This is a genomic window from Halomonas sp. 7T (genome assembly GCF_025643255.1).
Classification (GTDB): domain Bacteria; phylum Pseudomonadota; class Gammaproteobacteria; order Pseudomonadales; family Halomonadaceae; genus Vreelandella.
This window is the reverse complement of sequence record NZ_CP087112.1, coordinates 39,172-65,017: the sequence shown is the minus strand read 5'-3', so window position 1 is coordinate 65,017 and position 25,846 is coordinate 39,172. Positions and strand designations below refer to the sequence as shown.

Here is a 25,846-nt window from a genome sequence, read left to right as displayed (position 1 = left end):
CCAAGTACGCTATCCTGCCTAGCTTTTCGGCAGCGTTACGTTCAGCTCAAGCACCGAGCAGTTATCTTCACTATCCAGCGAAATTTGAATGGCATTATCGTCCACATGGACATAACGACGGATCACTTCCAGCAGTTCGCGCTCAAGCATCGGCATATAGTCAGGTTGACCACGCTGACTACGCTGATGCGCCACGATGATTTGTAAACGTTCTTTGGCCACCGAGGCGGATTTCTTGCGCTCACGCTTCAAGAACTCCAGCAGTTTCATCGACGACTACCCCCAAACATGCGGCTAAGTAGGCCTTTGCGCTGCATTTCATGGAAGCGTAGCGGCGTCTCTTCCCCAAGCAAGCGTGATACGGTATCGGTATACGCCTGACCCGCGTCACTTGAGGCATCGTGAGTCACCGGCACCCCTTGGTTAGAGGCACGCAGCACAGCTTCTGATTCAGGAATTAAACCCAACAGATCAATGGCAAGAATTTCACGTATATCTTCCAGTGTCAGCATGTCACCCGAGGTTACCCGCGACGGGTTATAGCGTGTAATCAGCAGATGTTCTTTCACCGGATCGAGGCTTTGTTCAGCACGCCGGGTCTTAGAACCTAACAATCCCAGAATACGGTCAGAATCACGCACCGACGACACTTCAGGATTGGTGACGACAATCGCTTCATCGGCGAAATACATCGCTAACTGGGCGCCTCGCTCAATACCGGCTGGCGAATCACACAAAATGAAGTCGAAGTCCTCTTTCAACTGCTCCAAAATCCGCTCAACGCCCTCTTGGGTGAGTGCATCTTTATCACGGGTTTGGGACGCGGGAAGAATAAATAAGTTCTCGACACGCTTATCACGAATCAACGCTTGGTTAAGGGCTGCTTCGCCTTGAATAACGTTTACCAGGTCGTAAACCACTCGACGCTCACAGCCCATGATTAAATCGAGATTTCGCAGCCCCACATCAAAATCAATCACCACCGTTTTTTTGCCGCGCAGGGCAAGCCCGGTCGAGATGGCAGCTGCACTAGTGGTTTTACCGACCCCCCCTTTACCTGAGGTCACTACAATAATTTTGGCCAAGAGTCACTTCCTTCTTGAAGTCGTATACGGCGGACGCTGTTCTCAATTCGTCCTGCACTTAACGAGCACGTCAATGTCATCAACCGGGCACACTTTAACGGATAGCGCGTGCGACGTCGCTAGGCATGAAACATCAACGCACATTCATGCAGACGACTTAACCTAATGGTTTAATTTCCAGCTGCTCTTTTACAAAATGGACTTCTGCTGCCCGGCCCAGCAGCTGCGAATCAATATCTTCCAGCCGCTTATAATTACCCGCCACCGAGAGCAGCTCGGCGTCCAGTTCTCGGCAATAAATGCCTGCATGAGTATTCCCATGAATGCCTGCCAGCGCACGGCCTCGCAGCGCTCCGTACACATGAATACTGCCTGCTGCCAGCACTTCAGCGCCTGCGTTAACCGCACCCACCACTACCAGATCCCCCTCTGCCGCACTGACCTGCTGCCCAGAGCGAACCGTGCCGCGATAGAGCCGCGTGGCTACCGGCACGCTCTCTTGAGCCTTCGATTCTTCTGCAGCGTACTCATCTGCTGCTTCTGGCTCTGCCATCCGGCTAACGCTTTCTAAGGGTTTGGTTCGGCCCTCTTCTATCGGGGCAAACCAGCCTAGCCCCAGTGCCCATGCGGATTGGCGCACAGGCTCGGCCCCCCCTCGCACGGCAACGGGCAGCAGTTTATGGTCCCGGCATACGGCACAAATACGCTCAAGCGCTAAGTGCGGTTCATCAAGTTTTTCCACGCTCAGCACAACCGGTGTATGCTGAAAGAATGCAGGGGATTGCGACAATTTACCCGCTAGCTGACGTCGTATATGTTCCGGGTCAGCACTATTTAGCTCCATGACGGTCATCGGCAGCATGCCGCCCTTGAAGGTGAAGGCTATGTCGGCACTGTTGGCGTTGAGGCTCATGGCCGAACTCCATGTCATGTTCAGGTAAGATAAGGGTAGCGCAATCTCGCGCTTTGCGTTGTGACTCGCTGGAAAACTCACAGCGCTAAGGCAAAGCTAAGCGACAGCGACCAGGACTGCAACCGCCTGCTCATCGATGTCTGAATTTTTTCACACTCCGCACCTCTTAGCAGGATGATCCATGCACGGACTGTTACGACGCCTGTTCGCACCTCGGTGGCAACACCCAGATCCCGAGGTGCGTCTTAAGGCACTCAACCAGCTAGACCCACAGCAACCCGCACAGCGCGACGCGCTACAGGCGTTAGCGCAAGATAGCGACCATGATATACAGCTTGCCGCGCTATTAGCCCTTGATGATCTTCAAGGCGTTGTGGACGGCTACGCTCATCACCCACAGCATGAAGCGTGGTTCAATGCTGCCTGCCAACGGTTAACCGGCACAGAAGGGCACGCTGACCTACCTCAGCGCCAAGCCCTGGTCGCCAAGTTGTCAGAACCTCGGCTGCTCAACGCCATCGCTTTAAAAGGCGACAATCTCAATTTGCGCCTCACCGCCCTTGAGCAGCTGAGTGACGAACAAGACCTTACGCATCAAGCGTGCCATAACGGCGTCGCAGCTGTACGCCACCAGGCGGCCCAGCGCATTGAGAATGAAGAAAATCTCAAGCGGCTGCTTAAAGAAGCGCGACGGGATCGCCAGGTCGTACGCCTAGCGCGGGAAAAGCTGACGCAGTCCCGCAACAATGCCGAGTGGCTTGCCGAGCAGCAAAACCAGCGAGAGCAGCTGCTTCAGCAGTTAGAAAAGCATGCCAAAGCACCTTGGGAGCCGCTGTATGGCGGTCGTTTCCGGCATTTGGAGCGTGAATGGCAACATCTGGAACATCCGCCCACTATGGAGCAGGAACAACGCTTTCACCAAGCCCTGCTGGGCTGTCGTAAAACGTTGCATGACCATGAGACACAAGAGCTGGCACGCCAGCAAAGCCTTGCGCGAAGAGAAGAGGCTGAAAACACGCGCGACCAATTGCTAGAAGGACTAGAAGAAACACTCGAAGGCTTACACCAAGCCAGCGAAGTCACCTCACAAGACATCGATAGCCTGCATGCCCAGCGCCAGCTGCTGGGACAACGCTGGCAGTCGCTCTCAGACCTACACCCGCCGAGTGAACCTGTGCAGAAGCGCTATACCCAAGCGCTGGCCCGCTACGAACTCTGCATGGAGGCGTGGCAGCGCTGGAAAGAGAACACCAGTGCGCTTGAAAACGCGCTCGCTCTTCCCGACCACGCCAGCCTTGCGGCACGGGTTGAGCAGTGTGCATGGCCCAGTGACCTTGCCCCCCCGGCATTATTAAAACGCGCACAGGCCGCATTAACGACGCAAACCGCGGCGCGACATCAGCCGTCACCGTCGCTTAACGCCCTTAAAAGCGAGCTTGATAACTTTGAGCACCTGCTTGAGCGCGGCGCCTTTAAAAGCGCCAGCCGTTTATATCAACAGCTCAAGCCTTCGTTAGAAGCGCTCACCACCGATGACGCCAAACCGCACAAAGCCCGCCTCAAGCACCTTGCCGCGCGGCTTGCGGAACTGCGCGACTGGCGTGGCTTTGTGGCAGGCCCCAAACGTGAGCAGCTCTGTGCCAGCATCGAAGCGCTTGCAGACGACCAGCACATGGCCGAAGACGCGTTGAACCGCCACCATCGCCAGTTAGTAAAAGAGTGGAAATCACTCGGCGACGCCGCAGCCAATCGTGAACAGTCCGCCCGCTTCCGCGCGGCCTCGGACCGGATTCACGAGCGACTGTCCCCATGGCGTGAACAGCTCAACCAAGTGCGTGAAGCCAATCTGCAACATCGTGAAGCATTGTGTGAACAGCTTGAAACCCTGCTTGACCAACCCGCGCAAGATGCGGACCCCGATGTGCTAAGAGAGATTCGCGACAAAGCCCGTCATCAATGGCGTGATTACAGCCCGGTTCCCAAAGAGCAAGCGGAAGCCATTGGGCGTCGCTTTGGCAATGTTCGGCATCGTTTACAGCGCCTCATTGACCAACGCGCTGAGCATATTGGACAGCAAAAGCACGCGCTGATTGAGCAAGTACAAGCGCTGCAAAACGATAGTGAACAACCGTTAGCACAACGCATTACCCAAACCAAACAGCTTCAGCAGCAGTGGCGCCAGCTGGGACGCGCTCCTAAAGGCGAAGAGCAGACGCTCTGGAAAGCATTCCGTCACGCCTGCGACCAGCTGTTTGCTCAGCGAGACGCCCATAAGAACGAGCAAGCGGCCCGCCAGCAACAGCAGCTGGATGACATGCAAACGTTGATTGATCAAATGGATAGCTGGCAGCCTGCCCACGCTAACGAAGCTTCCCGCTTAGATGATTACCTAAAACAAGCCAGCCAGCTTGAGCCATTGCCTCGCAATCGCCGCAGCGATGGCATGCAGCGGCGATTAAGCGGCATTGTCCGCGCCAAGCGTGAGCGCCTAAGCCGTCTAGCGGTCGCGGCAACCGTGAAGCAGTGGCAGGCCCTGCTACCTTTGATCAACGCACACCTCGCTGCCGATCAGCAGGCGCTCGCAGGCAGTGCTACAGAAGAGGTGGATGCCTCTACGCTGTTGGACACTGAGGTACCCGACGTGTTTATCCGCGCCCATCAGCAGCGCAATCAATCACGGCGTGATACACCAACGCCGCTCTCTACTGAACAGTTAGCCACGCTGGAAGATAACCTTGCCCGCTTGCGTGTCCATCTTTCGCTGTTAGCGTTGGGTAGCGTTAAACAGCGCGATGAACCGCTTCGCTTAGCCATTCAGGTCGAGCGTTTAAATGAAGGAATGCATACTGTACGCAGCCGCGCAGAGGAAATTATCGATGTGCTAGCAGCGCTGCTGGCGCTAGGCCCGATGCCAGAATCGCTGTGGGAAAAAGAGGTGGAAGAGCTTGATAGCATGTTGAGCCGCTTGGCTCATGTTCCCCATCCTTGAGCGACGAAAAACGCCTGCTGCATCAGCACGCGACAGCCGAAAGCGAGTAAGAAGCAACAGTAACGAAAAACAGAAACGGGAGGCACCTGCCTCCCGTTTTCAGTACTGTTACGCGCTTTACGACACGGGCAGAAGCGCCCTCAACCCATGAATTGACCACCATTGATATCAATGTTGGCGCCGGTAATAAAGCCAGACTCCTTATCCGCCAGGAAGGTGACCAAACGGCCTATCTCTTCAGGCGTTCCATAACGCTTTACCGGGATTGTCTCGCGAATAGCCTCCCGCACCTTCTCAGGGATCTGCATAATCATATCGGTAGCAATGTAGCCAGGAGAAACGGTATTCACCGTAATACCTTTGGTCGCCGTTTCTTGAGCTAGCGACATCGTCAGCCCGTGCATGCCCGCTTTGGCCGCCGCGTAGTTGACTTGACCAAATTGGCCTTTACGACCATTAATCGACGAAATATTGATAATGCGTCCGTAACCGTGCTCCAACATCATTTCAATGACACTGCGGCAGGTGTTGAACACGCTGTTGAGATTCGTATCGATGACCTGGTGCCACTGATCAAACGACATCTTCTTCATCGTGCCATCACGGGTAATGCCTGCACAGTTAACCAGCACGCTGATTGGCCCATGTTTTTCATGGATCTCGCGAGCGGCCGCAAGGCAAGCATCGTGGTCGGAAAGGTCTACACCGGATAACACAATGTTGTTGTAACCATCGGCTTGCTGGGCTTCCAGCCAGGTTTTGGCTTTATCAGGGTTACGATACCCCGACACGACCAAATAACCAGCATCCGCCAACGATCGGCAAATTGCCGTTCCGATTCCACCAGTTCCACCAGTTACCCAGGCGACGGGGGCTTGATTGGCCATTGACTACCTCCCTGATATGACAAATGGCTTGGACTTTAAGCGATGTTATAGCGCCGCAAGCCATTCTAAATAAGCGCGGAAGCGCTTCTAACACTCATAGTACGTCGCTGTTTTTCTTGTGCGACCTACCAACAGTAAGCTTTTTGTTATGCTTAATGAAAGCATAGCTCTACTCGTTTAATGTTGCAGCACGATGAAAGTCTCAACCTGCCCTTCTAGCGTTTTATGCAGGGGGTTGACTTACCGAGAAAAATGCGTAAAATACGCAACACGTTGATGCGGGGTGGAGCAGTCTGGTAGCTCGTCGGGCTCATAACCCGAAGGTCATCGGTTCAAATCCGGTCCCCGCTACCAATATTTTGAAAGGCAGATCAGTTACTTACTGATCTGCCTTTTTTTATGCCTGTCATTCCAAAAAGCTCTGTGCCCAAATTGTGCCCACACCGCCATTGCAGATACGTGACCGTTTAAAGAAAAGCCCACTTTATGCTAGTTACTAAGAAGGTGTGACTCGATTGGGCGAGGATTTACGCGGCCTTTTGCTAAGTTTTATGAGGCACGCTAAAATCAACGCTTTCATGAATTCAGTCAGGGTTGGCAACACTATGGCCCTAACCTCGCATTTTCATACACCTCGTTAGCCTAACGGTCTGACACACGTTTTTCGGCATGCCGAACAAATACTATTACTTATCTTTTCTACACCACGGAAGGTTCCCATTCTCTATTTTGCTTACGGCTCCAATATGGCCACTCAGCGCTTAGCAGCTCGCGTTCCTGCTCGCTTTGTGGCCACTGCCCTTCTGCCCGCCTACCGCTTGGCGTTTCATCAGTGCGGTGGTGACGGTTCAGGCAAGTGCGATATTGTGCCGGCCTCAGCGCAATCCGCTGTGTATGGTGTGATTTGGGACGTGGCGTCTCATCACAAACCGACGCTTGATCGCTATGAGGGGCTGGGAGAGGCGTATAACGAGACGTGGCTCACCGTCACGGACCTAGCAAGTGACCGACAGTTTGAGGTGCAGGCGTATATCGGCAACATCACCGCGCTCGGTCTGCGCCCGTATACCTGGTACAAACACCATGTACTCGCTGGGGCGCGTGAGCATGGCCTACCCACCTATTAACTTCGTGCATTGGAAGGCATTGACGCGCATCAGGATGAAAACGCCGAACGACATGCACGAGAGATGGCGTTGTATACCCCGGTGGAACCACTGATAAAAAGTAACAGCTGCACGACTTAGTAACCTCTGCTGTTCTGTGGGATATGCACTCATGACCAACTTCAGAATAATTGGCTATCTTAGTAATAGAAAAAATGGATTTAAATCAGCCGTCGCCTTTCTACTGGCAAGCGCTAGTACAAAAACTGAACAGCGAGAAATAGCGCTATGAAACGCCTCCACATCAAACGTCTTCTACTCGTCGCCACCCTTCTGACGAGCGGCATCGCTTACGGTAACGAATATTCACACTCCTATGAAGCGTGCATGCAGAAAGCTTTTAGCACCCTCGATATAGTCACCTGTATATCCAACGAATATGAGCGTCAGGATCAGAGGCTCAATGATAATTACCAGCAGCTTCGTAGCCAGTTGAGCAGTGAACGGCGCGACCAGTTACTTACTGCCCAACGCGCATGGATTACATACAAAGAAGCCAATTGCAGTTTCTATGCTGACCCTGAAGGGGGAACAATGGCACGCATCAACGCCAATTCATGCTTGCTCAGCGAAACCACTCAACGGGCAGATGAGTTGGAAAATCTTATGTATCCCTAAAGCCCGGTCGAACAGTGGTCACATCAGATCACTAGACGGGTGAAAGGTAAGGCCTGTTCCGACCAAGTTTTCATCCTGCACTACCAAGGTAGCGAAAAGCGCCTACCCATATGCCGGTAACCCGCAGCATTTGAACTGATGCTCGATAGCACCGTCAAAAGGGGACGAGAAAAGGGTTGGCTTTCGCCGACAAGGTATTACTCTCCACTCTTGCAGCATGGGGACATAACGGAGCATTTTATGGACTACGAATATGCAATTGTGAAAGTCGAAGACGGCATTAGCACTCTGCTTTGCAACAACTGCGGCACTGCCATTGCTGAGGGTACTCAACACGAAGATAGGGAGCACTACTGTACAATGTGTATGAGCGGTAATTGCAAAGCAAAATTCAAGACGGAAAAGTAACAGATTAAGGCCTGAGGCCTAGCAACGCTGGCGATGAGTAACAAAAGTTGCTCAACGTCATCGAGACAAAAGGACTTCGGATCGTCGCCCTAGGCCTTGCCAGCAATCATGTAACCTGCGCCAGGAGACGACGTCACGTCTCGAATGCTGAATGCGGTCAATTGCATGATGCTGGACATGAGGGCTACCGTAGGCGCTGCTTTCAACAGCACGTCATTATTCCTTATGGGCAAAATCTTCTGTGTCGATATCAGCCTGCTGTGCCTCATTATAACGGGCACCCGCGACCTCTTCGGGTAGCATCATGTTATTGAGCTTGGCTAGCTCCGCCTCGCTTAGCACTACCTGCTCGGCCTTAAGGTTTTCCTGCATATGGTTAACAGAGCGCGACCCAGGAATGGGAATCACATGGTTACCCTGCGCCTTCACCCAAGCAAGCGCCAGCTGAGCGGGGGTGATGGCCAAATCTTTCGCCGTGTTATTAAAGTGCGTTAGTAGCGTCAGGTTGTGGATGAGGTTATCGCCATTAAAACGCGGCATACCCCCGCGCATGTCGCCTTCGGCGAAGTCGGTATCGGCGTGGATAGCGCCAGAGAGAAACCCGCGACCCAACGGACTGAAGGCCACCAGCGCCGTACCCAGCTCTTTGCACGCCTGGCTGAGGGCAATTTCGGGGTTACGCGTCCACAGTGAGTATTCCGACTGTACCGCCGCTATTGGGTACTCAGCGTATGCTTTGCGCAGCGTGTCTGCGGAGATTTCCGATAACCCCACCGCGCGCAGTTTACCCTCTTCCACCAACCGGCCAAGCGCTCCAACACTCTCTGCAATGGGCACTTGGCGATCCATGCGGTGGAGATAGTAGAGATCCAAATGATCGGTTTTCAGGCGAGCCAGACTCTCCTCACACTGACGTCGCAGCGTCTCAGGCCGCCCATCGATCACTCGCTTACCGCTCTCTGGGTCGATGGCCATTCCGCACTTGCTAGCCAGCAGCAGCTCATGGCGCTTCGAGGCCAGCGCCTTGCCCAGCAGCCGTTCGTTAGCGGTACCGCCGTAAAGCGTGGCCGTATCAAAATGGCGATACCCCATCTCAAAGGCGTCGTTCAGTGCCTTAACGCCCTCCTCTTCTGGCACATGCTGCCCATAGCCATGGGAAAGGTTCATACACCCCAAACCAATACGTGGCGACGACACTTCTTTTAAACGATCATAGAACGCAGACATTGAAAACCTCGCTAAGGGTGGTGGGTTACGATGCTAGCACCTGCGGGCGATGGGGCGCCGATGCATGTGGCACCTGGGCGTTTAGCCACGCAGGCAACCGATGTTCAAGATAGTAGCGTGGCCGCCAGGGGCTGCCTTCAATAAACCCCACGTGCCCACCGCCGGGAAAGAGTTCCAAGGCAACGCAGTCAGGCAGCGTTGCGGCCTTTGGTACGCTGAGCGGGTAGATAAACGGATCATCTTCAGCATGTACAATCAAGGTAGGCACCTGAATAGCCTCAACAAAAAAGGCGCTACTGCAACGCTGATAGTACGCATCGGCGCTCTCAAAACCATGTAACGGCGCTGTGACCCTGCCATCAAAGTCCCAAAACGTTTTCATGCCCTCCAGCGTTTCAAGCGCGCTTAATCTCGCCAGCTCTTCTTGTCTGCCCTGCTGACGGAACGCACTCTGCTTGGATTCCACATAGCGGCGCAAATCGCGCAGAAAGCGTGCCTGGTACACTCTAGAAAAGCCCTGGCTAATCCGGTCGGCGCAGTGGTCTAAACGAAACGGCACCGAAACCGCCACGGCGCCACGCAGCGGGTTATGACGCCCGGTTTCGCCGAGGTACTTGAGCAACACATTGCCGCCCAACGAGTACCCCACCGCCGCTAGCGGCTTATCGGGGTATCGAACTGCGAGCTGCTTGACGATATCAGCAAGGTCTTCGCTAGCACCAGAGTGATAGCCCCTGGCGCGATGGTTAGTCTCGCCGGAACAACCTCGCCAATTGACCGCCACACTCTGCCACCCCTTCGCTGCCAGCGCCTGCTGCTGGCCCAAGATATACAGCGACGATGAACTGCCCGTTAGGCCATGGAGAAGAATCGCGCAACGCGTCTGTTCACCTTGCGGGCCGTACCAGTCCAGATCAATAAAGTCGCCATCTTCCAGCGTGATGCGCTCACGTTGGCGCTGTAGTTTGGGCTTAGCGCGGAACAGCGGGCTAAACAGCGTTTGCAAATGCCCGCTGGGTAGCCACCGCGCAGGGCGAAACGAGGAGTGAAGCGAACTCATGCTAGTGCGTACCCGCAAAGAAAACCGCTGGCTAGCTTAGCAAACTTTTCTCAACCGATAGCAGGCCTTGTCACCACTCAAAACGCCTCTCCCCTACGACTACCGTTCAACCAAACCAAACCCGCATCTGAAACGTTATCCCCATATTCGCGTTAGCGTCCGAACAGACAATTGAAACTATTAAGCCGTTTTAGAGGTCGTTTGTATTGGCCTCTTGTGGTTGCCGATAACTGGCCCGCTAGTTCACGGGGGCTTGCTGATTTACTCTTAATGCCGCATTCGCGTTCCATGACTGAAGGATAGCCATCTCTATGCTGGGATTCCTGCAAGGATTTTCCTATGGCCTGTTTATGACCTGCTTACCCTGGCTGGTGGTCGGCCTTTTTAATCCTGGTTTGGCGCTTCCAATAACGGCGCCAAGCCGCTTACGGGTTATCGGCCGTTACTGCCTGGTGGTTCCCTCGATCAGCATGCTGCTGTGGCTGACCTCTCTCTGGGGTGGTTTCAGCCCCAGCCTGTTTGGCTGGCTGGCGGGCATTATTGCCATTCCTGTTGCGCTGCCCGCTGAACGATCGCTGCGTGGCTGGCTAGCCCGCCGCCATATGCAGCGCCAGGAGGTTCAAAGAGAGGCCGAAACACAGCAGCGCCGTGCTCAAGAGGAACGCAACGCCTATGAAGCCGGTGTATTAGTGCTTGACCCAGCAAGGCCACCCCTAGGAGCCGACGACCTCGTGTTAGCGATGTGCAAAGCCAAACAGAGCCTACTCGACGTCCAGCGCCCCGACCTAGCGATCCTTACAGACCGCCTCTATAGCCGCTATCGTCATGTAATGGACGTGCTGGGCGAACGGTTCACAACGGGCGAGTTAGCGTTTGAACGCTCAAAAGGCTTGGTCACTCAAGTTTGTTATGGCGCGGTAGATACGCTAACCACCATGGCCTCGCAGGCGCGCGGAGTGGTAAGCGTGGACGGCAGCTACGTACGCAGCAGGCTGGAGCGTGAGGGCAGGCGCATCAGTGATGAAGAGCGCGCTGCTCTGGTACGCCGTCTTGATTTACTCGTGGAAACCGAACACCGGCTAAATAAGCTATCTGCCCGTATCGAATCCGCCCTCACCGTGCTCGACGATACGGCGGTTTCCATGGCACGCATTGAAACAGTGCGCCCGCAGGCGTCGGTCACCACCGAGCGAGCGTTGGAAGAACTACGCCGCTTTGTAGACGGTGCGGATCGTTACGCGCGCAAGGAGTAAGTGGTTAATGCTACTGTGCATTTTTCACCCAGTTTTATTTAACCGGTTTTTTCATAGTTCAGGAGTTGTCCATGGCTCAGCAATCTGATGACAATCGTCGTCTCTCCCTGCCGCCGGTAGACGAAATAGCCGACCAGTTAGGGGCTAGCCCACTCGGTGCGCGTCAGGCCGATTCGGACAATTTTGATGCCCGTGACATCGACCCTGAGCTTGAGGCGATGGCTGACGACTTTGTCGAAGATATCCTTGCTGAGAGTGACGAGACATCGGCGGCTCGCCAGCGCCGCGCTATCGACGAAATGGGGCTTGAACTGCAGCAGCAGGCCGCTCATCGCAGTGCCATGCTGCAAACACCGCTACAAAAACTAGCCCACCAGGGCGACGAAGGCGGGCCGGTCGCCAAAGCGCTGACGGATCTGCGCGGGCGCATGGAAGGGCTAGATCCCGCGCGTCATCGTTTGGCGCCAACCGCCCTGGATCGCATCCTTTCCGTCATTCCCGGTCTTGATAGCCGTCTACAGCGCTACTTTCGTAAGTTTGAAAATACGCAGCAGGCGCTAGATGCGATCATTGCGGAGCTGGAAAGCGGCCGCGACATGCTCCACCGTGACAACCTCACCCTTAGCGATGACCAGCAGGCGTTAACGCACGTTCTTAACGAGTTGAACCGCCAGATTGCGCTAGGCCGCGCGATCGACCGCCGACTATGCGACGAAATCACCACACGTGATGACGATGATCCACGGCGCCACTTTTTAGAAGAAGAACTGCTATTTCCCCTGCGCCAGCGCGTTGTCGACCTTCAGCAGCAGCTGGCGGTAAGCCAGCAAGGCATACTGGCGCTAGAAGTCATCATCCGCAACAACCGGGAGTTGATGCGCGGCGTCGATAGAGCTATCAATGTGACCGTCTCGGCCCTTACCGTTGCGGTAACGGTCGCGATGGCAATGGCGAATCAGCGCCTGGTGCTAGATCGTGTCGAAGCCCTCAACACCACCACATCCCAGCTGATTGGCGGAACCGCCAAGGCTCTTCGCCAGCAAGGCGTCGATATCCAGAAGCGAGCATCCGGCGCAATGCTCGACATGCAGGTGCTTGAAGAAGCGTTTAGTGAGGTAATGGGTGCCATCGATGATCTTTCAAGCTACCGTCAGGAAGCGCTGCCCCGCCTGGATGAACAGATCGAGCGCCTAGCGACGTTGGCTAAACAGGGCAATGCCTCCATTGAGCGCCTTCAAGAAGGGAGCGCGCAGCAGCAAAACCCACTACCCTAGTGTGATACCAACCCCTAAGCGCTCCTTCGCGGGCGCCCTTTTTCTTTCAGCTTCTCCGTTTCAGCGGCGCAGCCTATCTGCTTTGCGGCCCTCTTCTCTAGCTCTCGGTTATGTCGCCATGTCGCTTCGGTGAGCAGCGGTAGATCAAGGCACTAACCGCTCCCATATTCGCAGCTTGCTGATTATTAACGGCTGTTACAGCCAGAGCTAATCCGGCCGCTGCCACTACACCTCTAACTACCTCCAATAAAGTCCTCTCTTAGACTTGCAAAGTGCGACATCCTGGCACATGCTGAAAAAATCTTGACCAATCGGTCAATCACGACAACCACTCCCCTTTAACAAGTTCAACAAGAGACACGGCGATGATCGACTTCCTGCTCAACGGGCAGCCCCGCCATTGCGAGGCGCCCCCCGAAACCAGCGTGCTTGAACTGCTACGCGAAACCCTAGGCGCTACGGGGACTAAGGAGGGGTGTGCCTCCGGTGACTGCGGCGCCTGCACCGTCGCCATTGGCGAAACAGGGTCTGACGGCGAGCTGCGCTATCACAGCGCCAATGCCTGCATCACCCCGGCCTATCAATTGAATGGACGCCATCTGGTGACCGTAGATGGCCTCGCCGATGGCAACCAGTTACACCCCGCCCAGGCCGCTATGGTCGAATGCCATGGAAGCCAGTGCGGCTTCTGCACGCCGGGCATCGTCATGTCGCTGTTCACCCTTCACGAGCAGCAGCGGAGGGAACCAGGCAAGTCCCTGGCGCCGCTGACGCCACAGCGCCTTGAGGCCGCTCTAGGGGGCAATCTATGCCGCTGTACCGGCTACCGCCCGATCCGCGACGCCGCGCTGAGCATGAACGAGCATCCCGAACATCGCCCGCTTTGGATGGACGCGGCCGCCCCTGAGCCGAAAGCCGCACCAGCCGCAGTTGAAAGCCTCTTTGCCCAGCCCACTACGCTCGCCGAATTGGTCGAGTGCCTGGAGCGCCACCCCGAAGCGCGGCTGGTTGCCGGGGCCACCGACCTGTGGCTGGAAAGCACCCAGCGCCTGACCCGCTTCGAGCGGCTTATCGATCTCACGCGCGTCGCCGAGCTGAACGTCATCGAAGAGACCACCCTCGACGATGGCCGACGCGGCTGGTGGATTGGCGCGGCGGTGACGTATAGCCGGATCGAACCGCTGCTCCAAGAGCACTTTGATGCCTTTGCCCACCTGCTGCATCGGTTGGGTTCTTCCCAGATCCGCAACCGGGGCACCCTGGGCGGCAACGTGGCCAATGCCTCGCCCATCGGCGATACCCCACCAGTACTGCTGGCCTTGGGTTCGCGTCTGCGCCTGGTTGGCCCTACGGGTGAGCGCGAACTACCGCTAAGCGATTTCTTCCTCGACTACAAACGTACCGCCCTTCAGCAGGGTGAAGCGATCCGCGCGGTGTTCCTCCCTCATCCCGTCGAAGGAGAAACGCTCAAAGTGTGGAAGCTTTCCAAACGGCGTGAAGACGATATTTCCGCCGTGCTCGGGGCTTTCGCCTGGCGCCTGGAGGATGGAATCCTGCGCGACGTGCGCCTGGCCTTTGGCGGCATGGCCGGCATTCCCAAGCGTGCGGCCCAGGCCGAAGCAGCGCTTGAGGGCAAAGCGCCCTCATCGGCAGCCTTCCAGGCAGCACGGCTGGCGCTGTCCCAGGATTTCCAGCCGATGTCGGATGTGCGCGGCAGCGCCCACTATCGTCAGGTTTCCGCCGCCAACCTGCTCGAACGCCTGCGTCTGGTGCTGATTAATGAAAACCAGGCCCAGGACGCCACCAACAGCCCCCGGAAGGTGATGCTCCATGCGTACGCTCACTAAGCTCTCTAAGGCGCCCGATGCCGCGCCAGCATCCAACAAACAAGCCGTCGCCGATGTAAGCGCCGAGTCGACGACGGCCCGTCACGAACTCGATGGGCGCATCAAAGGTTCTGGCCCCCTGGCACGTGACACGCTTCCTTATACCAATACTCACCCGCACTCCCAGGCCCATGAAAGCGCGGTCAAGCATGTCACCGGCCGAGCCGCCTACATCGATGATTTGAGCGCCCCGGCCAACACGCTGCACGTGGCCCTAGGCCTCTCTCCCGTCGTCCATGGCCGCCTGACCCGCCTCGACCTGGACAAGGTGCGTGCCATGCCCGGCGTGGTGGATGTGATCGCCGTGGGCGATGTGCCCGGCCATACCGATATCGGCCCAGTCTTCCCTGGCGACCCCATCTTTGTAGAAGAAGAGATCAGCTACGTCGGCCAGGTGTTGTTCGCCGTGGCGGCCGAGAGTCATCGCGCTGCCAGAGAAGCCGTCCAGGCGGCCGTCGTGGAGATCGACGAGCAGACGGCTTGTCTCGACCCGGTCGCCGCCGCCGAACGGGAAGAATTCGTGCGCCCTAGCCATGTTCAGCAGCGCGGTGACTGGGAGCAAGCCCTGAAGAACGCCGCCCTGGTGGTGGAAGACGAGCAGTTCGTCGGCGGCCAGGAACATTTCTACCTGGAAGGCCAGGCCTGCTTGGTGCAGCCCACCGAGGATGAGGGCGTGGTGGTCTTCACCTCCAATCAGCACCCCAGCGAAACCCAAAAGCTGGTAGCCGAGGTGCTGGGCATTCCGTTTCATGCGGTGACCGTGGAAGTGCGCCGCATGGGCGGCGGCTTCGGCGGCAAGGAGACCCAGGCTTCGCCCTGGGCCTGCATCGCCGCGCTTTTCGCCCGGCGTACCGGTCGCGCCACCCGGGTGCGTCTGCCGCGTGGCGACGATATGCGTGCCACCGGCAAGCGCCACCCCTTCCATAACCGCTACCGGCTGGGCGTTGACGAACAGGGCGTGATTCAGGGCGGCGAGATCACCTTGATTGGCGACTGCGGCTATTCGCCGGATCTCTCAGACGCCATCGTCGACCGCGCCATGTTCCACAGCGACAACGCCTACTCCTTGGGCGATGCCCGCGTGACCGGCCACCGTGCCCGCACCCATACCGCATCGAACACCGCTTTTCGCGGCTTCGGCGGCCCCCAGGGCATGATGGTGATAGAGGCGGCCATGGATGACATCGCCCGGCGCATCGGCGAGGACCCGCTGACGGTACGCAAGCGCAACTTCTACCGCGCTGCTCCCCAAGGAACCCGCCGTGACATGACCCACTATGGCCAGCAGGTGGATCAGATAGGTCTGCTCCATGATCTGGTCGAACAGCTTGAGACCAGCAGCGACTACTGGGAACGGCGCCGTGCGATCAGCGAATTCAACGCCGGGAGCCCCATCATCAAGCGTGGCCTAGCGCTAACGCCGGTGAAATTCGGTATTTCCTTCACCGCTAAGCACCTCAATCAGGCCGGCGCGCTGCTGCACGTCTATACCGACGGCAGCGTGATGATTAACCACGGCGGCACCGAAATGGGCCAGGGCCTGCACACCAAGATCTGTCAGGTGGCCGCCCGTGAGCTGGGACTCGATACCGAGCAAGTCCGCATCACCGCCACGCGCACCGACAAAGTGCCCAACACCTCGCCCACCGCCGCCTCTAGTGGCACCGACCTCAATGGCCAAGCAGCACGCGATGCCTGCTTGAAGCTCAAGCAGCGGCTGTTCGATTTCGCCCATGAGCACCTCTATCAGGATCAGGGGCTTGATCGCGAAGACATGCGCCTGGAAGCCGGACACCTGATCGCCGGCCACGGCGAGAGCGAACGCCGCATTCCCTGGGGCGAATTGATCCAGGCAGCCTATCTGAATCGCATCTCGCTCTCGGAGAAAGGCTTCTACGCTACGCCGTTGATCCACTACGACCGTAACGTCGGCCAGGGCCGCCCTTTTTACTACTACGCCTTCGGCGCTGCCGTGGCAGAAGTCAGCGTGGATACCCTTAGCGGCGAATACCAGGTTGACCGGGTCGATATCCTGCAAGACGTGGGCAACTCGCTGAACCCAGCTATCGATATTGGTCAGGTGGAGGGCGGCTTCATTCAGGGCATGGGCTGGCTCACCAGCGAAGAGCTGAAGTGGAACGAGGCCGGCCGACTAATCTCCGACGGCCCGGCCACCTACAAAATCCCCACCTACGGCGATCTACCCCCGGTGTTCAACGTCAAGCTGCTGGAGGGACACCCCAACTCCATGGCCAGCATCTATCGCTCCAAGGCCGTGGGCGAACCTCCCTTCATGCTTGGCATGGCGGTGTGGTCAGCCTTACGTGATGCCCTAGCGAGCCTTGCCGACTACGCCGAAGCACCGCGACTCGATACCCCGGCCACGCCCGAGCGCGTGCTGATGGCGGCTGAGTCTCTACGCGCCCAATACGGTTCCCAGCACGACGCCCTGCACAACAAACGGCCGCTGGAAAAAGGTGACGAGTGATGAACACCCAGCGCCCCGAAAGCTGGCATGAGGCCCTGCACCGCCTGCAGCGGGACGGCCTACCCCATGCGCTAGCCACCGTGGTGACCACCGCCGGTTCCACCCCCCGTGAGCCCGGCGCTCGCATGGTGATCACAGCGGACGCCGTCCATGACACCCTGGGCGGCGGCACCTTTGAGTTTCAGGTGATCGACGCGGCACGGGATCGGCTGGCGAGCGCTAAAATCGGCATGAGCCTTGAAGCCTTCTCCCTAGGCGGGCGCAGCGGGCAGTGTTGCGGCGGCTTCGTCAACGTGCTGTTGGAGGTCTTCCCCGGCAGTGCGGCGACCCTGGCCCTCTTCGGCGCCGGTCATGTCGGTACCGAGCTGGTTCGCCTGGCCGCCCCGCTGCCCTGGCAGGTGTTGTGGCACGACAGCCGCGACGCTATTTTTCCCGCCTGGGCTGAGGCGCAGCCGCGTCTAACCTGTCACCACGCGACTGACCTACGTGCCGCCGTCGCGGCGCTGCCTGCGAACAGCCACGCGCTGGTGCTGACCCACGACCACGCCGAGGACCGCGAGCTGGTGGATGCCCTGCTAAGCCGTAACGATATAGCCTCAATTGGCCTGATCGGCTCAAAGAGCAAATGGGCCAGCTTCCGCTCGCGGCTGAGCGATGCCGGGCATGATGAAGCGGCGCTAACCAGGGTGCGCTGCCCTATTGGCATGGCCAGCGGCGGCACCGGCGGCGACAAGACGCCCTATGCCATTGCACTGGCCGCCCTGGCCGAGCTACTGCCCCTGATGGGCGCCCATGAGCGGGCCGACCAACGCGGCCTCGACCCAGGCGAACTACGTACCCTAATCGACCAGCATCCTTCATAAACATTCGAAAAAAGAGCCCCTATCATGACGACCAACGACTCGCGCGTGATACGCGCTGAAGTGCTGAGCTTTGATGCTGACCCCGGCGAGGGCGATACCCCCGCCGAGGGCAGCGTTCGCCATATCGAAGACGCTGCCCTGTGGATCGAGAATGGCCGCATCCGCGCCACCGATGACTATGCGCGACTCGAGCCGACCCTGCCCCCGGGAATCGAGGTGATCGACCACCGTGGCAAGTTACTGATGCCCGGCTTCATCGACAGCCACGTGCACTACGTCCAGCTCGAGATCATGGCCTCCTACGGGCGCCAGCTGCTGGATTGGCTCAACGACTACACCTTTCCTGAAGAGTGTCGTTTCGCTCAGTACGAGCATGCCTTGGCGCTCTCTGATGCTTTTCTTGATGAGATGCTGCGGGTGGGTACCACCACGGCCCAGGTGTTCTGCTCCAGCCACCCCAGTTCGGTGGACGCCTTCTTCACCGCCAGCCGCAAGCGCGACCTGCGCATGCTGGCGGGCAAGGTGCATATGAATCGTCACGCCCCCGAAGCGCTGTGCGACGACACCGAGGGTGGCATTCGCGACGCCGAGCGGCTAATTAGCGACTGGCACGGCACGGCTCGTCTCGGCTACAGCCTGACGCCCCGATTTGCTCCCACTTCAACCCGGGAGCAGCTCGACGCGACGGGCGGGCTGTTGCGCACTGACCCGAGCCTATGGCTGCAAACGCACCTGTCCGAAAACACCGGCGAGCTGGACTGGGTGGCCGAGCTGTTCCCCGAGAGCCACGACTATCTTGAGGTCTACGAGCAGTCAGGCCTAGTAGGGCCACGCAGCACCTTTGCCCATGGCATCCATCTTGACCAGGGAATGCGCCGCCGACTGGCGGAACGTGGCGCCAACATCGCCTTCTGCCCCAGCTCTAATCTGTTCCTTGGTAGCGGCCTTTTCGACCGCCACGCCGCACACGATGTCGGGCTCAACGTGACCTATGCCAGCGACGTCGGCGGCGGTACCGACCTTTCTGGGCTAGCGACGCTCAAAGCCGCTTACCAGGTCGGCCAATTGCGCGGACAGCCCCTAACCGCCTGGCAAGGCTTCTACGGCCTGACACTGGGCAATGCGCGCGCCCTGTCACTGGATAGCAACATTGGCCGCCTAGCCCCCGGCATGGAAGCCGACTTCGTGGTACTCGATCCTGATGCCACACCGCTGCTGTCAAGACGTCAGGCACGCTGTCGCACCCTTAGCGAGCGTCTGTTCGCGCTGATGATGCTGGGCGATGACCGCAGCGTGCTGGAAACCTGGGCGGGGGGAAGGCGCCAACACACGCGGGACTGACGGATCTGATCACTCCAGCGAGCAACAACGATTTCCAATAACGATTTCCAATAACAATGTTTAACCACGAGCTCCAACAACAATAGGATCACCTATATGGAACCGAACTCCTCCTCCCTTGCCGATAACAGCACTGCACGGCCTGATGAGCAGGCCGCTCGGCCTGCCAACTGGCTGGACCACTATTTTGGCGTGACCCGGCGCGGCTCATCGATGCGCACTGAAATCCTCGCCGGGATCGCGACGTTTCTGGCGTCCATGTACATCATTGTGGTCAACCCGGCGATTCTCAGCGATGCGGGCATCCCCTTCTCCGCCGCGCTCTCGGCCACGGTGTTAATCAGTTTTATGAGCAGCCTGGCCATGGGGCTTTATGCCCGCAACCCGATTTTGGTCGCCCCTGGCATGGGCATGAACGCCCTGTTCACCTATACCCTGGTACAGGGCGCGGGGCTCTCCTGGGAAGTGGCGCTGGGCTGCGTGTTCTGGTCCGGGGTGCTATTCGCCGTACTGGCCATGTTCAACGTCCGCAAGGCGATCATTGAAGCCATTCCCCCTTCGCTGCGCTACGCTATCACCTGCGGCATTGGCCTGTTTATCACCTTCATCGGCTTCAAGAATGCGGGTTTCATTGTCGGTAGCGACGCGACGCTGGTGACGCTAGGCTCTATGGATGCCAGCATGGTCACCTTCTTCATCGGCATGATGACGACAGCGATTCTGGTTATCCTGCGCTTCAACGGTGCGTTGATCTTGGGTATCGCCCTGACCACTCTGCTGGCATCGCCCATGGGCCGGCTGTGGGGCGGTGACGTAGTTGTGGAGTGGAGCGGCTTGGCGGCTTGGCCTGACTTCAGCGCGGTGATGCAGGTGGATATTTGGGGGGCGCTGAAGGTTGCCTACCTGCCGTTCATCTTTGTGATGCTGTTTACCAACTTCTTCGATGCCCTATCCTGCTTCATGGCGCTTTCTGAGTCGGCCGACCTCAAGGACAAGGATGGCAACCCGCGCAACCTGAAACGCTCCATGACCGTCGACGCCTTCGCCTCAATGATCGCGGCGCCGTTGGGCACCAGTGCGGCCCAGACCTTTATCGAATCCGGCGCTGGCGTCGCCCAGGGCGGTCGAACTGGCCTGGTGGCCGTGGTCATCGCCCTGCTATTCTTGCCTTTCCTCTTCCTCTCACCGCTGCTTTCCCTGGTGCCGGGTATCGCCACGGCGCCTGCGCTAGTGCTGGTGGGGCTGTTCATGCTGGCACCGATTAGCAAAATCGAGTGGGCGAAATTCGACCAGGCCTTTCCGGCTTTTCTGGCCATCATCCTGATGCCACTGACCTACTCGATCACCCTGGGTATCGCCTTCGGCTTTCTCAGCTTCGTGCTGATCAAGTTCTTCACCGGTAACATTAAAGAGATCAAACCGGCCATGTGGGTCTCCGCGGCGCTCAGCGTAGTGATGCTGATCACCACACACTAGCCTTGTTTCGTGAGATGTTCAGAGCCTTAACGCACTGCTTAATGTTTAAGCCGTGAAATAGATAAATACCTGCTGCTTAATAGAACGCCCTATGGACTGCATAGGGCGTTTTTTTATGGGAAGCTAATGCCTCATCAGCACTAGAGCATATGAGTACGCTTTAGACTAAAGTAACTAAATTAGAAGTTATTGTATTTTTTGTTTGCCATCCTTTGAGCTTAATTACATGATGTTAATCGTGGTTTCTGCAGCCAACCTCTAAAACAATGAGAATTATTAGGCTTTAAATACCAGGGGCATTTTATGTACTACGAATATCCCTTACTCGAAGCACAGCAGGAAATCCACGATCTTGCCGCAGCGGGTGCACCGCTTACCCAAACATTGGCAGCGGTGGCTGAATGGGCAGAGCGCATGCTTCCCCAAGCGCTGGTTTCGATCATGCGTTTTGATCCAGCAACTAACACCTTGAGCTTAGTTGCTAATCGCCATTTTTCACCTGCCTACACCGCACTCATGCAAACGCTTATGATTGGCCCTGCGGTGGGCACGTGCGGAAGAGCCGCGTTTGAAAAACAGCGCGTGGTAACTGAGGATATTCGTTTGGAGCCTCGCTGGGCAGCCTTTAGGGAGGCAGCCCTCGCCGAGGGCTTACGCGCCTGCTGGTCGGTGCCGATACTCTCTACGCAAGGGGAGCTGCTCGGCACCTTCGCCACTTACTACCGGCATCCCGCTGTGCCCTCGCAACAAGAGCAGCACCATCTTGAGCGTAGCGCCAGTCTCGCGGCCCTTGTGCTCCTGCGCCATCGCGATAAACAGCAGCACCGCATGCAATCAGAGTGGCACCGTTCACTGTTTGTTAACCATCCAGACGGCGTGTACGAATTTAATCTCGACGGTCATTTTCAGCGCTGTAACACCGCACTGGAACGCATTACGGGCTATAAGACATCCGAACTTATTGGTTTGCACTTTAGCCAATTCATTGTGCCTAATTTTCGTGAACTTACGCAGCAGGCGTTTAACACTGCCTGCCGTGGCGAAGCCATCACTTATGAAACTCTGGGAAAACACGCTAAGGGGCACCACTACTCGCTGGAAACCACGAATTTCCCGGTGATGATTGATGATGTCATTGTGGGTGTTTACGGCGTATGCCGAGATGTTACTGACCGTAATAAGCAGACTGATGAGCTACGGCTACTTAAAAGAGGTATGGAAGCCAGCCCCAGCGGCATCATCATGGTAGACGCAAAGCAAAACGGTATGCCGATTGTCTTTGCTAACCCGGCTTTTTACCGTATTACAGGCTATTCCCCTGCCGAGGTTATCGGTCGCAATAGCCGTTTTTTACAAGGACCGGATACGGCACCAGAAGCATCGGATGCGATTAAAAGCGCGATGCGAGCGCAGCGCGATATCAGTATTACGTTGCGCCATTACCGTAAAAATGGCCAGCCTTTCTGGAATCACCTTGTAGTTAGCCCTGTTGTTGATCCGGAGGGTCAATGCACTCACTTTATCGGCATCCATCAAGATATTACGCACGAAAAAGAGCAAGAAGCGCAGCTTGCCTACCACGCCACTCATGACTTGCTCACCCATCTCCCCAACTACTCAGCGTTTACCGAACAGCTGTGCAACGTGTTTGAGCAACACCAGCAAAGGCGACACGGCACCTTGGCCGTTATGCATCTTAATTTAGATGGCTTTAAAGCCATTAACGATGGCCTAGGACACCTCGTCGCTAATCAAGTGTTAGTAACCGTTGCTCGCCGTCTTGAAGAGATGATTACCCCTCCTAATATGCTTGCCCGCTTGGTAGGAGACGAGTTTGCCATTCTATTAGCAGTTAAACAGGGGCACACCTCTGCGATTGTTAGCTTAGCTGAGCGTATTTTAACCACCCTGGCAGAACCCGTTGCTATTGAGGGTCAACTGGTGCACATAAGCGTCAGCATTGGTATCGCCTGCCATACGCCTTCCATTCAAGAGCCTTACAGCCTGCTACAGCACGCTGATTTAGCCTTAGAGCAAGCCAAACGGCAGGGGCGAAACACCTGGCAGTGGTACCGTGGCCGCAAAGTCGAACGTGTTAAGTATAATGTTGCCATGCGCCACGAGCTGCATACCGCGCTAAGTGCGCAGAACTTCGTGCTGCACTACCAGCCCATTGTCGATGCCGTGAGCGGTTGCATACGCAGCGTTGAAGCCCTTATTCGTTGGCAGCATCCCACATTGGGGTTGGTATCCCCCGGTGAGTTTATCCCCCTCGCAGAACAAACCGGACAAATTATTCCACTAGGCCGTTGGGTACTCCTGCAAGCCTGCCGAGATATGGCAGCGCTCAACGCCCAGAGCGAGCATAAACTATCCGTTGCCGTTAACATTTCTTCACTACAGTTTTGTCGGGATGGCTTTCTAGATGACGTGAAACACGCGCTACAGGCTTCCGGATTATCCGCAGAACAGCTTGAACTTGAGGTCACAGAAAGCGTGTTGCTGGACGGTACTGGCCCAATCATCGCGCTGATGGAGACGCTGACCGCAATGGGCGTACGTATCGCGTTAGATGACTTTGGCACAGGCTTCTCAAGCCTAAGCTACTTGTGCGACCTGCCCACCCACAAAGTAAAACTAGATCGTAGATTTATACAAGAAGCTCAAACAAACCGGCGGATGGCGGCGATTGTACAAGGTGTCATCACAATGGCACATCACATGGATATGGTCGTGGTGGCCGAAGGCATTGAAACGCCAGAACAGCAGCACGATTTAGCCAACAGGCAGTGCGACCTGCTGCAAGGGTACTTATTTGCACGCCCAATGCCGCTACAGGAATTGCAGCAGCTACCGAATCTGCTGATGAGCGCTCCCCTACACTTCTCTTAAACGCTTATACCGCTCGCGCGCGTCACGCCAACCAACATGCAGACGTAATATCCAGGGGCGTGCTGCGCCGCGCCGCGCTCTTTTGGCGTTCTTTTCGTTTAGTTTTTGCCTGGTTGCGCTAGCGTAACGGCTGCGGGCAGGTAGAATGCCAACCTTACCTGCTATTTCACTCAATGCTTATAAGCACCTGCATCTTATGAATAATTATGCTTCACCCGTTCACCTGTATGACGTCGTGTACATTATTATCCCCCGGCTACATCGCGCGCAAAAACTAGTCAACAATACGCTAGACGCGTTGATTAATACGGCTAAGCACCCTAACGATTTACATACCCGTTTAGAGCAGCGTCGAGCATTCACGCTGGAACTGCAGGCCACCCTCACCAATCTAGAACATCTGTTGGAGCGCTACCGCGCCGATGTTCAGACGCTACTTAAAAGTAACGGCAGCAGTGGCAACCGCGCCATCACCACGGATGAAATGGAACAAGACGCTATTGAACGCGCGAAAGATATTTATCAAAAGGTAGTGGCGTTTCAAACCGGGCGCCGTACCGTGCCTTGGTAATCGTGTGTTAAGAGGGTATAAGCTTTTCGCCTATCCTATTTTGAGGAATTGCTATGTTGTCGGAGTGGTTATCCCACGTACTGCTTCCCTGGGTATTGGCTGGTGTGATGATGACCATGGGCCTGAACCTAACAAAACGTGACTTTATACACACCTTCCGCAACCCGGGCCGTTTACTACTGGGCACCAGCCTACAGATACTGGCCTTGCCGTTGCTGGCCTGGGGTATCGTGGCCTTGCTGCCGCTTTCGCCACTAGCCGCTGCGGGGTTGCTGCTGGTTTCGCTGGTTCCGGGAGGGGCAACTTCGAACATGTTTAGCTATCTCGTCCAGGGGGATTTAGCGCTGTCCGTTAGCTTAACCGCCATTGCAGCGGTGTTAGCCCCCTTTACGCTACCGCTAATTATGGGCTGGAACCTAGAATTGCTCGGTTTAAGCACTGCTGGGTTAAGCCTGCCCTACTGGCCAACCGTCGGCAAGCTGCTGTTGGTGACCCTGGTGCCCGTGCTCGCCGGTATGCTGCTGCGATGCGTACTGAAGGAAACGCTGCTGGACTGGCTGCTGCCCAAAATAAAGGTATTAACTGGTGTAGCGATGATTGGCGTGGTCATTGCGTTGTTTGTAAGCCATGCCCAGCGACTGCCATCACTACGCAGCGTAGAAACGCTGTCGGTGCTGCTACTCTGCATATTAAGCATGACCTTAGGCCATCAAACAGCAAGGCGCTTACGGCTACCCCATGCCAGTGCCCGCGCCATTACCGTTGAGGTTGGCGTGCAAAACGCGGGAGTCGCCATGATGGTCGCTTTTGCACTCCTGCAGCAGCCCGGCATCGGCTTGGTGCCTCTGCTTTATGGGCTATTAATGAACGTACCGGTATTTTTGTGGATGTTTGCCTGCCTATGGCGAGACCGCCAACGGACAGTATCGCCACACTACTTATGAAAGCGTTTCTCCATTACGCATAAGGCACTGCTAATTAGGGACATTACATGAGGAGTAAACCATGAAAACACAGTGGTTAAGTTGCGTTACCTTCGTCGCGGCATTGGGTGTATTACCGTTACAACTCGCCTACGCTGCCGACCTATTATGCGAAGACAAAACCGCAGCGTTACGCCATCAACTCGAGCACGCGCAGGCACATGGCAATCAACACCGCGCCGAGGGGCTACAGCGAGCGCTACACGCCATTAGCGAAAACTGTACCAATGAACGCGTCCTTGCAGAAGCAGAGGAGGAAGTACGTGAAAGCCATGAAGAAGTAAGGGGGCGCAGTGATGAATTGAACGAAGCCTTACACGACGGTGATGAAGATGATATTCAGGAAAGCCGCGAAAAGTTAGAAGAAGCCACCCGCGAACTTGAGGAGCACACCGAAGAGCTGAACGCGTTGCAGCGTCGTCTGAACGAATAGTGCTTACACCCTAAAGGACGGTCGGATGCTACC

Annotated in this window: 20 protein-coding genes and 1 tRNA gene; 15 read left to right on the top strand and 6 right to left on the bottom strand. The window is 56.5% G+C overall.

Annotated elements, in window-relative coordinates:
- Positions 1 to 18 precede the first annotated feature (18 nt).
- From minE to minC, 3 genes are all read right to left on the bottom strand, one after another.
- Positions 19 to 270, bottom strand: coding sequence for a cell division topological specificity factor MinE (minE, locus tag LOS15_RS00310; RefSeq protein ID WP_009098536.1), 252 nt, complete (start codon positions 268 to 270; stop codon positions 19 to 21).
- Positions 267 to 1,085, bottom strand: coding sequence for a septum site-determining protein MinD (gene minD / locus LOS15_RS00305; protein ID WP_263067358.1), 819 nt, complete (start codon positions 1,083 to 1,085; stop codon positions 267 to 269). Before minD ends, minE begins: the two co-directional genes overlap by 4 nt.
- Before the next feature lie 157 nt (positions 1,086 to 1,242).
- The gene (gene minC / locus LOS15_RS00300) at positions 1,243 to 1,998 is read right to left on the bottom strand and encodes a septum site-determining protein MinC (protein ID WP_263067357.1); all 756 of its coding nucleotides are present in this window, start codon (positions 1,996 to 1,998) and stop codon (positions 1,243 to 1,245) included.
- 181 nt (positions 1,999 to 2,179) lie between these two features.
- On the opposite strand from minC, the gene LOS15_RS00295 reads away from it, so the two are divergent.
- Complete coding sequence (locus tag LOS15_RS00295) at positions 2,180 to 4,987, top strand: DUF349 domain-containing protein (protein WP_263067355.1); 2,808 nt, start codon at positions 2,180 to 2,182, stop codon at positions 4,985 to 4,987.
- A gap of 140 nt (positions 4,988 to 5,127) precedes the next feature.
- Here the strand turns inward: LOS15_RS00295 and phbB are convergent, their stop codons facing one another.
- Positions 5,128 to 5,874: an acetoacetyl-CoA reductase gene (phbB, locus tag LOS15_RS00290; protein WP_263067354.1), complete on the bottom strand. Its 747-nt coding sequence runs from the start codon at positions 5,872 to 5,874 to the stop codon at positions 5,128 to 5,130.
- 277 nt (positions 5,875 to 6,151) lie between these two features.
- Between phbB and LOS15_RS00285 the strand changes: the two genes are divergently transcribed.
- The 3 genes from LOS15_RS00285 (at position 6,152) to LOS15_RS00275 (ending at position 7,658) form a co-directional block, all read left to right on the top strand.
- Positions 6,152 to 6,228: transfer RNA gene (locus tag LOS15_RS00285), tRNA-Met, on the top strand.
- Between the two features lie 392 nt (positions 6,229 to 6,620).
- Positions 6,621 to 7,001, top strand: coding sequence for a gamma-glutamylcyclotransferase family protein (locus LOS15_RS00280; RefSeq protein ID WP_263067352.1), 381 nt, complete (start codon positions 6,621 to 6,623; stop codon positions 6,999 to 7,001).
- A gap of 267 nt (positions 7,002 to 7,268) precedes the next feature.
- A complete protein-coding gene (locus LOS15_RS00275) occupies positions 7,269 to 7,658 on the top strand; it encodes a lysozyme inhibitor LprI family protein (RefSeq protein ID WP_263067350.1) in 390 nt (129 codons plus the stop codon).
- Between the two features lie 624 nt (positions 7,659 to 8,282).
- On the opposite strand, the gene LOS15_RS00270 is transcribed toward LOS15_RS00275, so the two are convergent.
- The gene (locus LOS15_RS00270; protein ID WP_263067348.1) at positions 8,283 to 9,293 is read right to left on the bottom strand and encodes an aldo/keto reductase; all 1,011 of its coding nucleotides are present in this window, start codon (positions 9,291 to 9,293) and stop codon (positions 8,283 to 8,285) included.
- Between the two features lie 25 nt (positions 9,294 to 9,318).
- Positions 9,319 to 10,353, bottom strand: coding sequence for a hydrolase (locus LOS15_RS00265; protein WP_263067346.1), 1,035 nt, complete (start codon positions 10,351 to 10,353; stop codon positions 9,319 to 9,321).
- A gap of 311 nt (positions 10,354 to 10,664) precedes the next feature.
- Here LOS15_RS00265 and LOS15_RS00260 point away from each other — a divergent pair, with 311 nt between their 5' ends.
- The 11 genes from LOS15_RS00260 (at position 10,665) to LOS15_RS00210 (ending at position 25,813) form a co-directional block, all read left to right on the top strand.
- Positions 10,665 to 11,606 (top strand): cobyrinic acid a,c-diamide synthase, encoded by a 942-nt coding sequence (locus tag LOS15_RS00260; protein WP_263067345.1) that lies wholly within the window; start codon positions 10,665 to 10,667, stop codon positions 11,604 to 11,606.
- Positions 11,607 to 11,677: 71 nt separating this feature from the next.
- Entirely contained in the window at positions 11,678 to 12,880 is a 1,203-nt protein-coding gene (locus LOS15_RS00255) for a toxic anion resistance protein (RefSeq protein WP_263067343.1), read from the top strand.
- 365 nt (positions 12,881 to 13,245) lie between these two features.
- A complete protein-coding gene (xdhA, locus tag LOS15_RS00250; RefSeq protein ID WP_263067342.1) occupies positions 13,246 to 14,727 on the top strand; it encodes a xanthine dehydrogenase small subunit in 1,482 nt (493 codons plus the stop codon).
- On the top strand, positions 14,711 to 17,254 hold the full coding sequence (gene xdhB, locus LOS15_RS00245; protein ID WP_263067341.1) for a xanthine dehydrogenase molybdopterin binding subunit: 2,544 nt from the start codon (positions 14,711 to 14,713) through the stop codon (positions 17,252 to 17,254). The genes xdhA and xdhB overlap by 17 nt, the downstream gene beginning before the upstream one ends.
- Positions 17,254 to 18,117 carry a xanthine dehydrogenase accessory protein XdhC gene (gene xdhC / locus LOS15_RS00240; RefSeq protein WP_263067339.1) on the top strand — a complete coding sequence of 288 codons (864 nt, stop codon included), beginning with the start codon at positions 17,254 to 17,256 and terminating at the stop codon, positions 18,115 to 18,117. Before xdhB ends, xdhC begins: the two co-directional genes overlap by 1 nt.
- Before the next feature lie 24 nt (positions 18,118 to 18,141).
- Positions 18,142 to 19,458 carry a guanine deaminase gene (gene guaD, locus LOS15_RS00235; RefSeq protein WP_263067338.1) on the top strand — a complete coding sequence of 439 codons (1,317 nt, stop codon included), beginning with the start codon at positions 18,142 to 18,144 and terminating at the stop codon, positions 19,456 to 19,458.
- 96 nt (positions 19,459 to 19,554) lie between these two features.
- On the top strand, positions 19,555 to 20,934 hold the full coding sequence (locus LOS15_RS00230; RefSeq protein WP_263067336.1) for an NCS2 family permease: 1,380 nt from the start codon (positions 19,555 to 19,557) through the stop codon (positions 20,932 to 20,934).
- A gap of 303 nt (positions 20,935 to 21,237) precedes the next feature.
- Positions 21,238 to 23,826, top strand: a complete 2,589-nt coding sequence (locus LOS15_RS00225) for an EAL domain-containing protein (protein ID WP_263067334.1) — start codon at positions 21,238 to 21,240, stop codon at positions 23,824 to 23,826.
- A 145-nt stretch (positions 23,827 to 23,971) separates the two neighbouring features.
- The gene (locus tag LOS15_RS00220; RefSeq protein WP_263067332.1) at positions 23,972 to 24,397 is read left to right on the top strand and encodes a hypothetical protein; all 426 of its coding nucleotides are present in this window, start codon (positions 23,972 to 23,974) and stop codon (positions 24,395 to 24,397) included.
- A gap of 53 nt (positions 24,398 to 24,450) precedes the next feature.
- Positions 24,451 to 25,341: a bile acid:sodium symporter family protein gene (locus tag LOS15_RS00215; RefSeq protein WP_263067331.1), complete on the top strand. Its 891-nt coding sequence runs from the start codon at positions 24,451 to 24,453 to the stop codon at positions 25,339 to 25,341.
- A 61-nt stretch (positions 25,342 to 25,402) separates the two neighbouring features.
- Positions 25,403 to 25,813 carry a DUF1090 domain-containing protein gene (locus LOS15_RS00210; protein ID WP_263067329.1) on the top strand — a complete coding sequence of 137 codons (411 nt, stop codon included), beginning with the start codon at positions 25,403 to 25,405 and terminating at the stop codon, positions 25,811 to 25,813.
- The last annotated feature ends 33 nt before the right edge of the window (positions 25,814 to 25,846 follow it).

Excerpts from the sequence above, each read along its gene's own strand:
- minE (WP_009098536.1), bottom strand. The coding sequence starts at position 270 with ATGAAACTGCTGGAGTTCTTGAAGCGTGAGCGCAAGAAATCCGCCTCG.
- minC (WP_263067357.1), bottom strand. The coding sequence starts at position 1,998 with ATGAGCCTCAACGCCAACAGTGCCGACATAGCCTTCACCTTCAAGGGC.
- LOS15_RS00295 (WP_263067355.1), top strand. The coding sequence starts at position 2,180 with ATGCACGGACTGTTACGACGCCTGTTCGCACCTCGGTGGCAACACCCA.
- phbB (WP_263067354.1), bottom strand. The coding sequence starts at position 5,874 with ATGGCCAATCAAGCCCCCGTCGCCTGGGTAACTGGTGGAACTGGTGGA.
- LOS15_RS00280 (WP_263067352.1), top strand. The coding sequence starts at position 6,621 with ATGGCCACTCAGCGCTTAGCAGCTCGCGTTCCTGCTCGCTTTGTGGCC.
- LOS15_RS00275 (WP_263067350.1), top strand. The coding sequence starts at position 7,269 with ATGAAACGCCTCCACATCAAACGTCTTCTACTCGTCGCCACCCTTCTG.
- LOS15_RS00270 (WP_263067348.1), bottom strand. The coding sequence starts at position 9,293 with ATGTCTGCGTTCTATGATCGTTTAAAAGAAGTGTCGTCGCCACGTATT.
- LOS15_RS00265 (WP_263067346.1), bottom strand. The coding sequence starts at position 10,353 with ATGAGTTCGCTTCACTCCTCGTTTCGCCCTGCGCGGTGGCTACCCAGC.
- LOS15_RS00260 (WP_263067345.1), top strand. The coding sequence starts at position 10,665 with ATGCTGGGATTCCTGCAAGGATTTTCCTATGGCCTGTTTATGACCTGC.
- LOS15_RS00255 (WP_263067343.1), top strand. The coding sequence starts at position 11,678 with ATGGCTCAGCAATCTGATGACAATCGTCGTCTCTCCCTGCCGCCGGTA.
- xdhA (WP_263067342.1), top strand. The coding sequence starts at position 13,246 with ATGATCGACTTCCTGCTCAACGGGCAGCCCCGCCATTGCGAGGCGCCC.
- xdhB (WP_263067341.1), top strand. The coding sequence starts at position 14,711 with ATGCGTACGCTCACTAAGCTCTCTAAGGCGCCCGATGCCGCGCCAGCA.
- xdhC (WP_263067339.1), top strand. The coding sequence starts at position 17,254 with ATGAACACCCAGCGCCCCGAAAGCTGGCATGAGGCCCTGCACCGCCTG.
- guaD (WP_263067338.1), top strand. The coding sequence starts at position 18,142 with ATGACGACCAACGACTCGCGCGTGATACGCGCTGAAGTGCTGAGCTTT.
- LOS15_RS00230 (WP_263067336.1), top strand. The coding sequence starts at position 19,555 with ATGGAACCGAACTCCTCCTCCCTTGCCGATAACAGCACTGCACGGCCT.
- LOS15_RS00225 (WP_263067334.1), top strand. The coding sequence starts at position 21,238 with ATGTACTACGAATATCCCTTACTCGAAGCACAGCAGGAAATCCACGAT.
- LOS15_RS00220 (WP_263067332.1), top strand. The coding sequence starts at position 23,972 with ATGCCAACCTTACCTGCTATTTCACTCAATGCTTATAAGCACCTGCAT.
- LOS15_RS00215 (WP_263067331.1), top strand. The coding sequence starts at position 24,451 with ATGTTGTCGGAGTGGTTATCCCACGTACTGCTTCCCTGGGTATTGGCT.
- LOS15_RS00210 (WP_263067329.1), top strand. The coding sequence starts at position 25,403 with ATGAAAACACAGTGGTTAAGTTGCGTTACCTTCGTCGCGGCATTGGGT.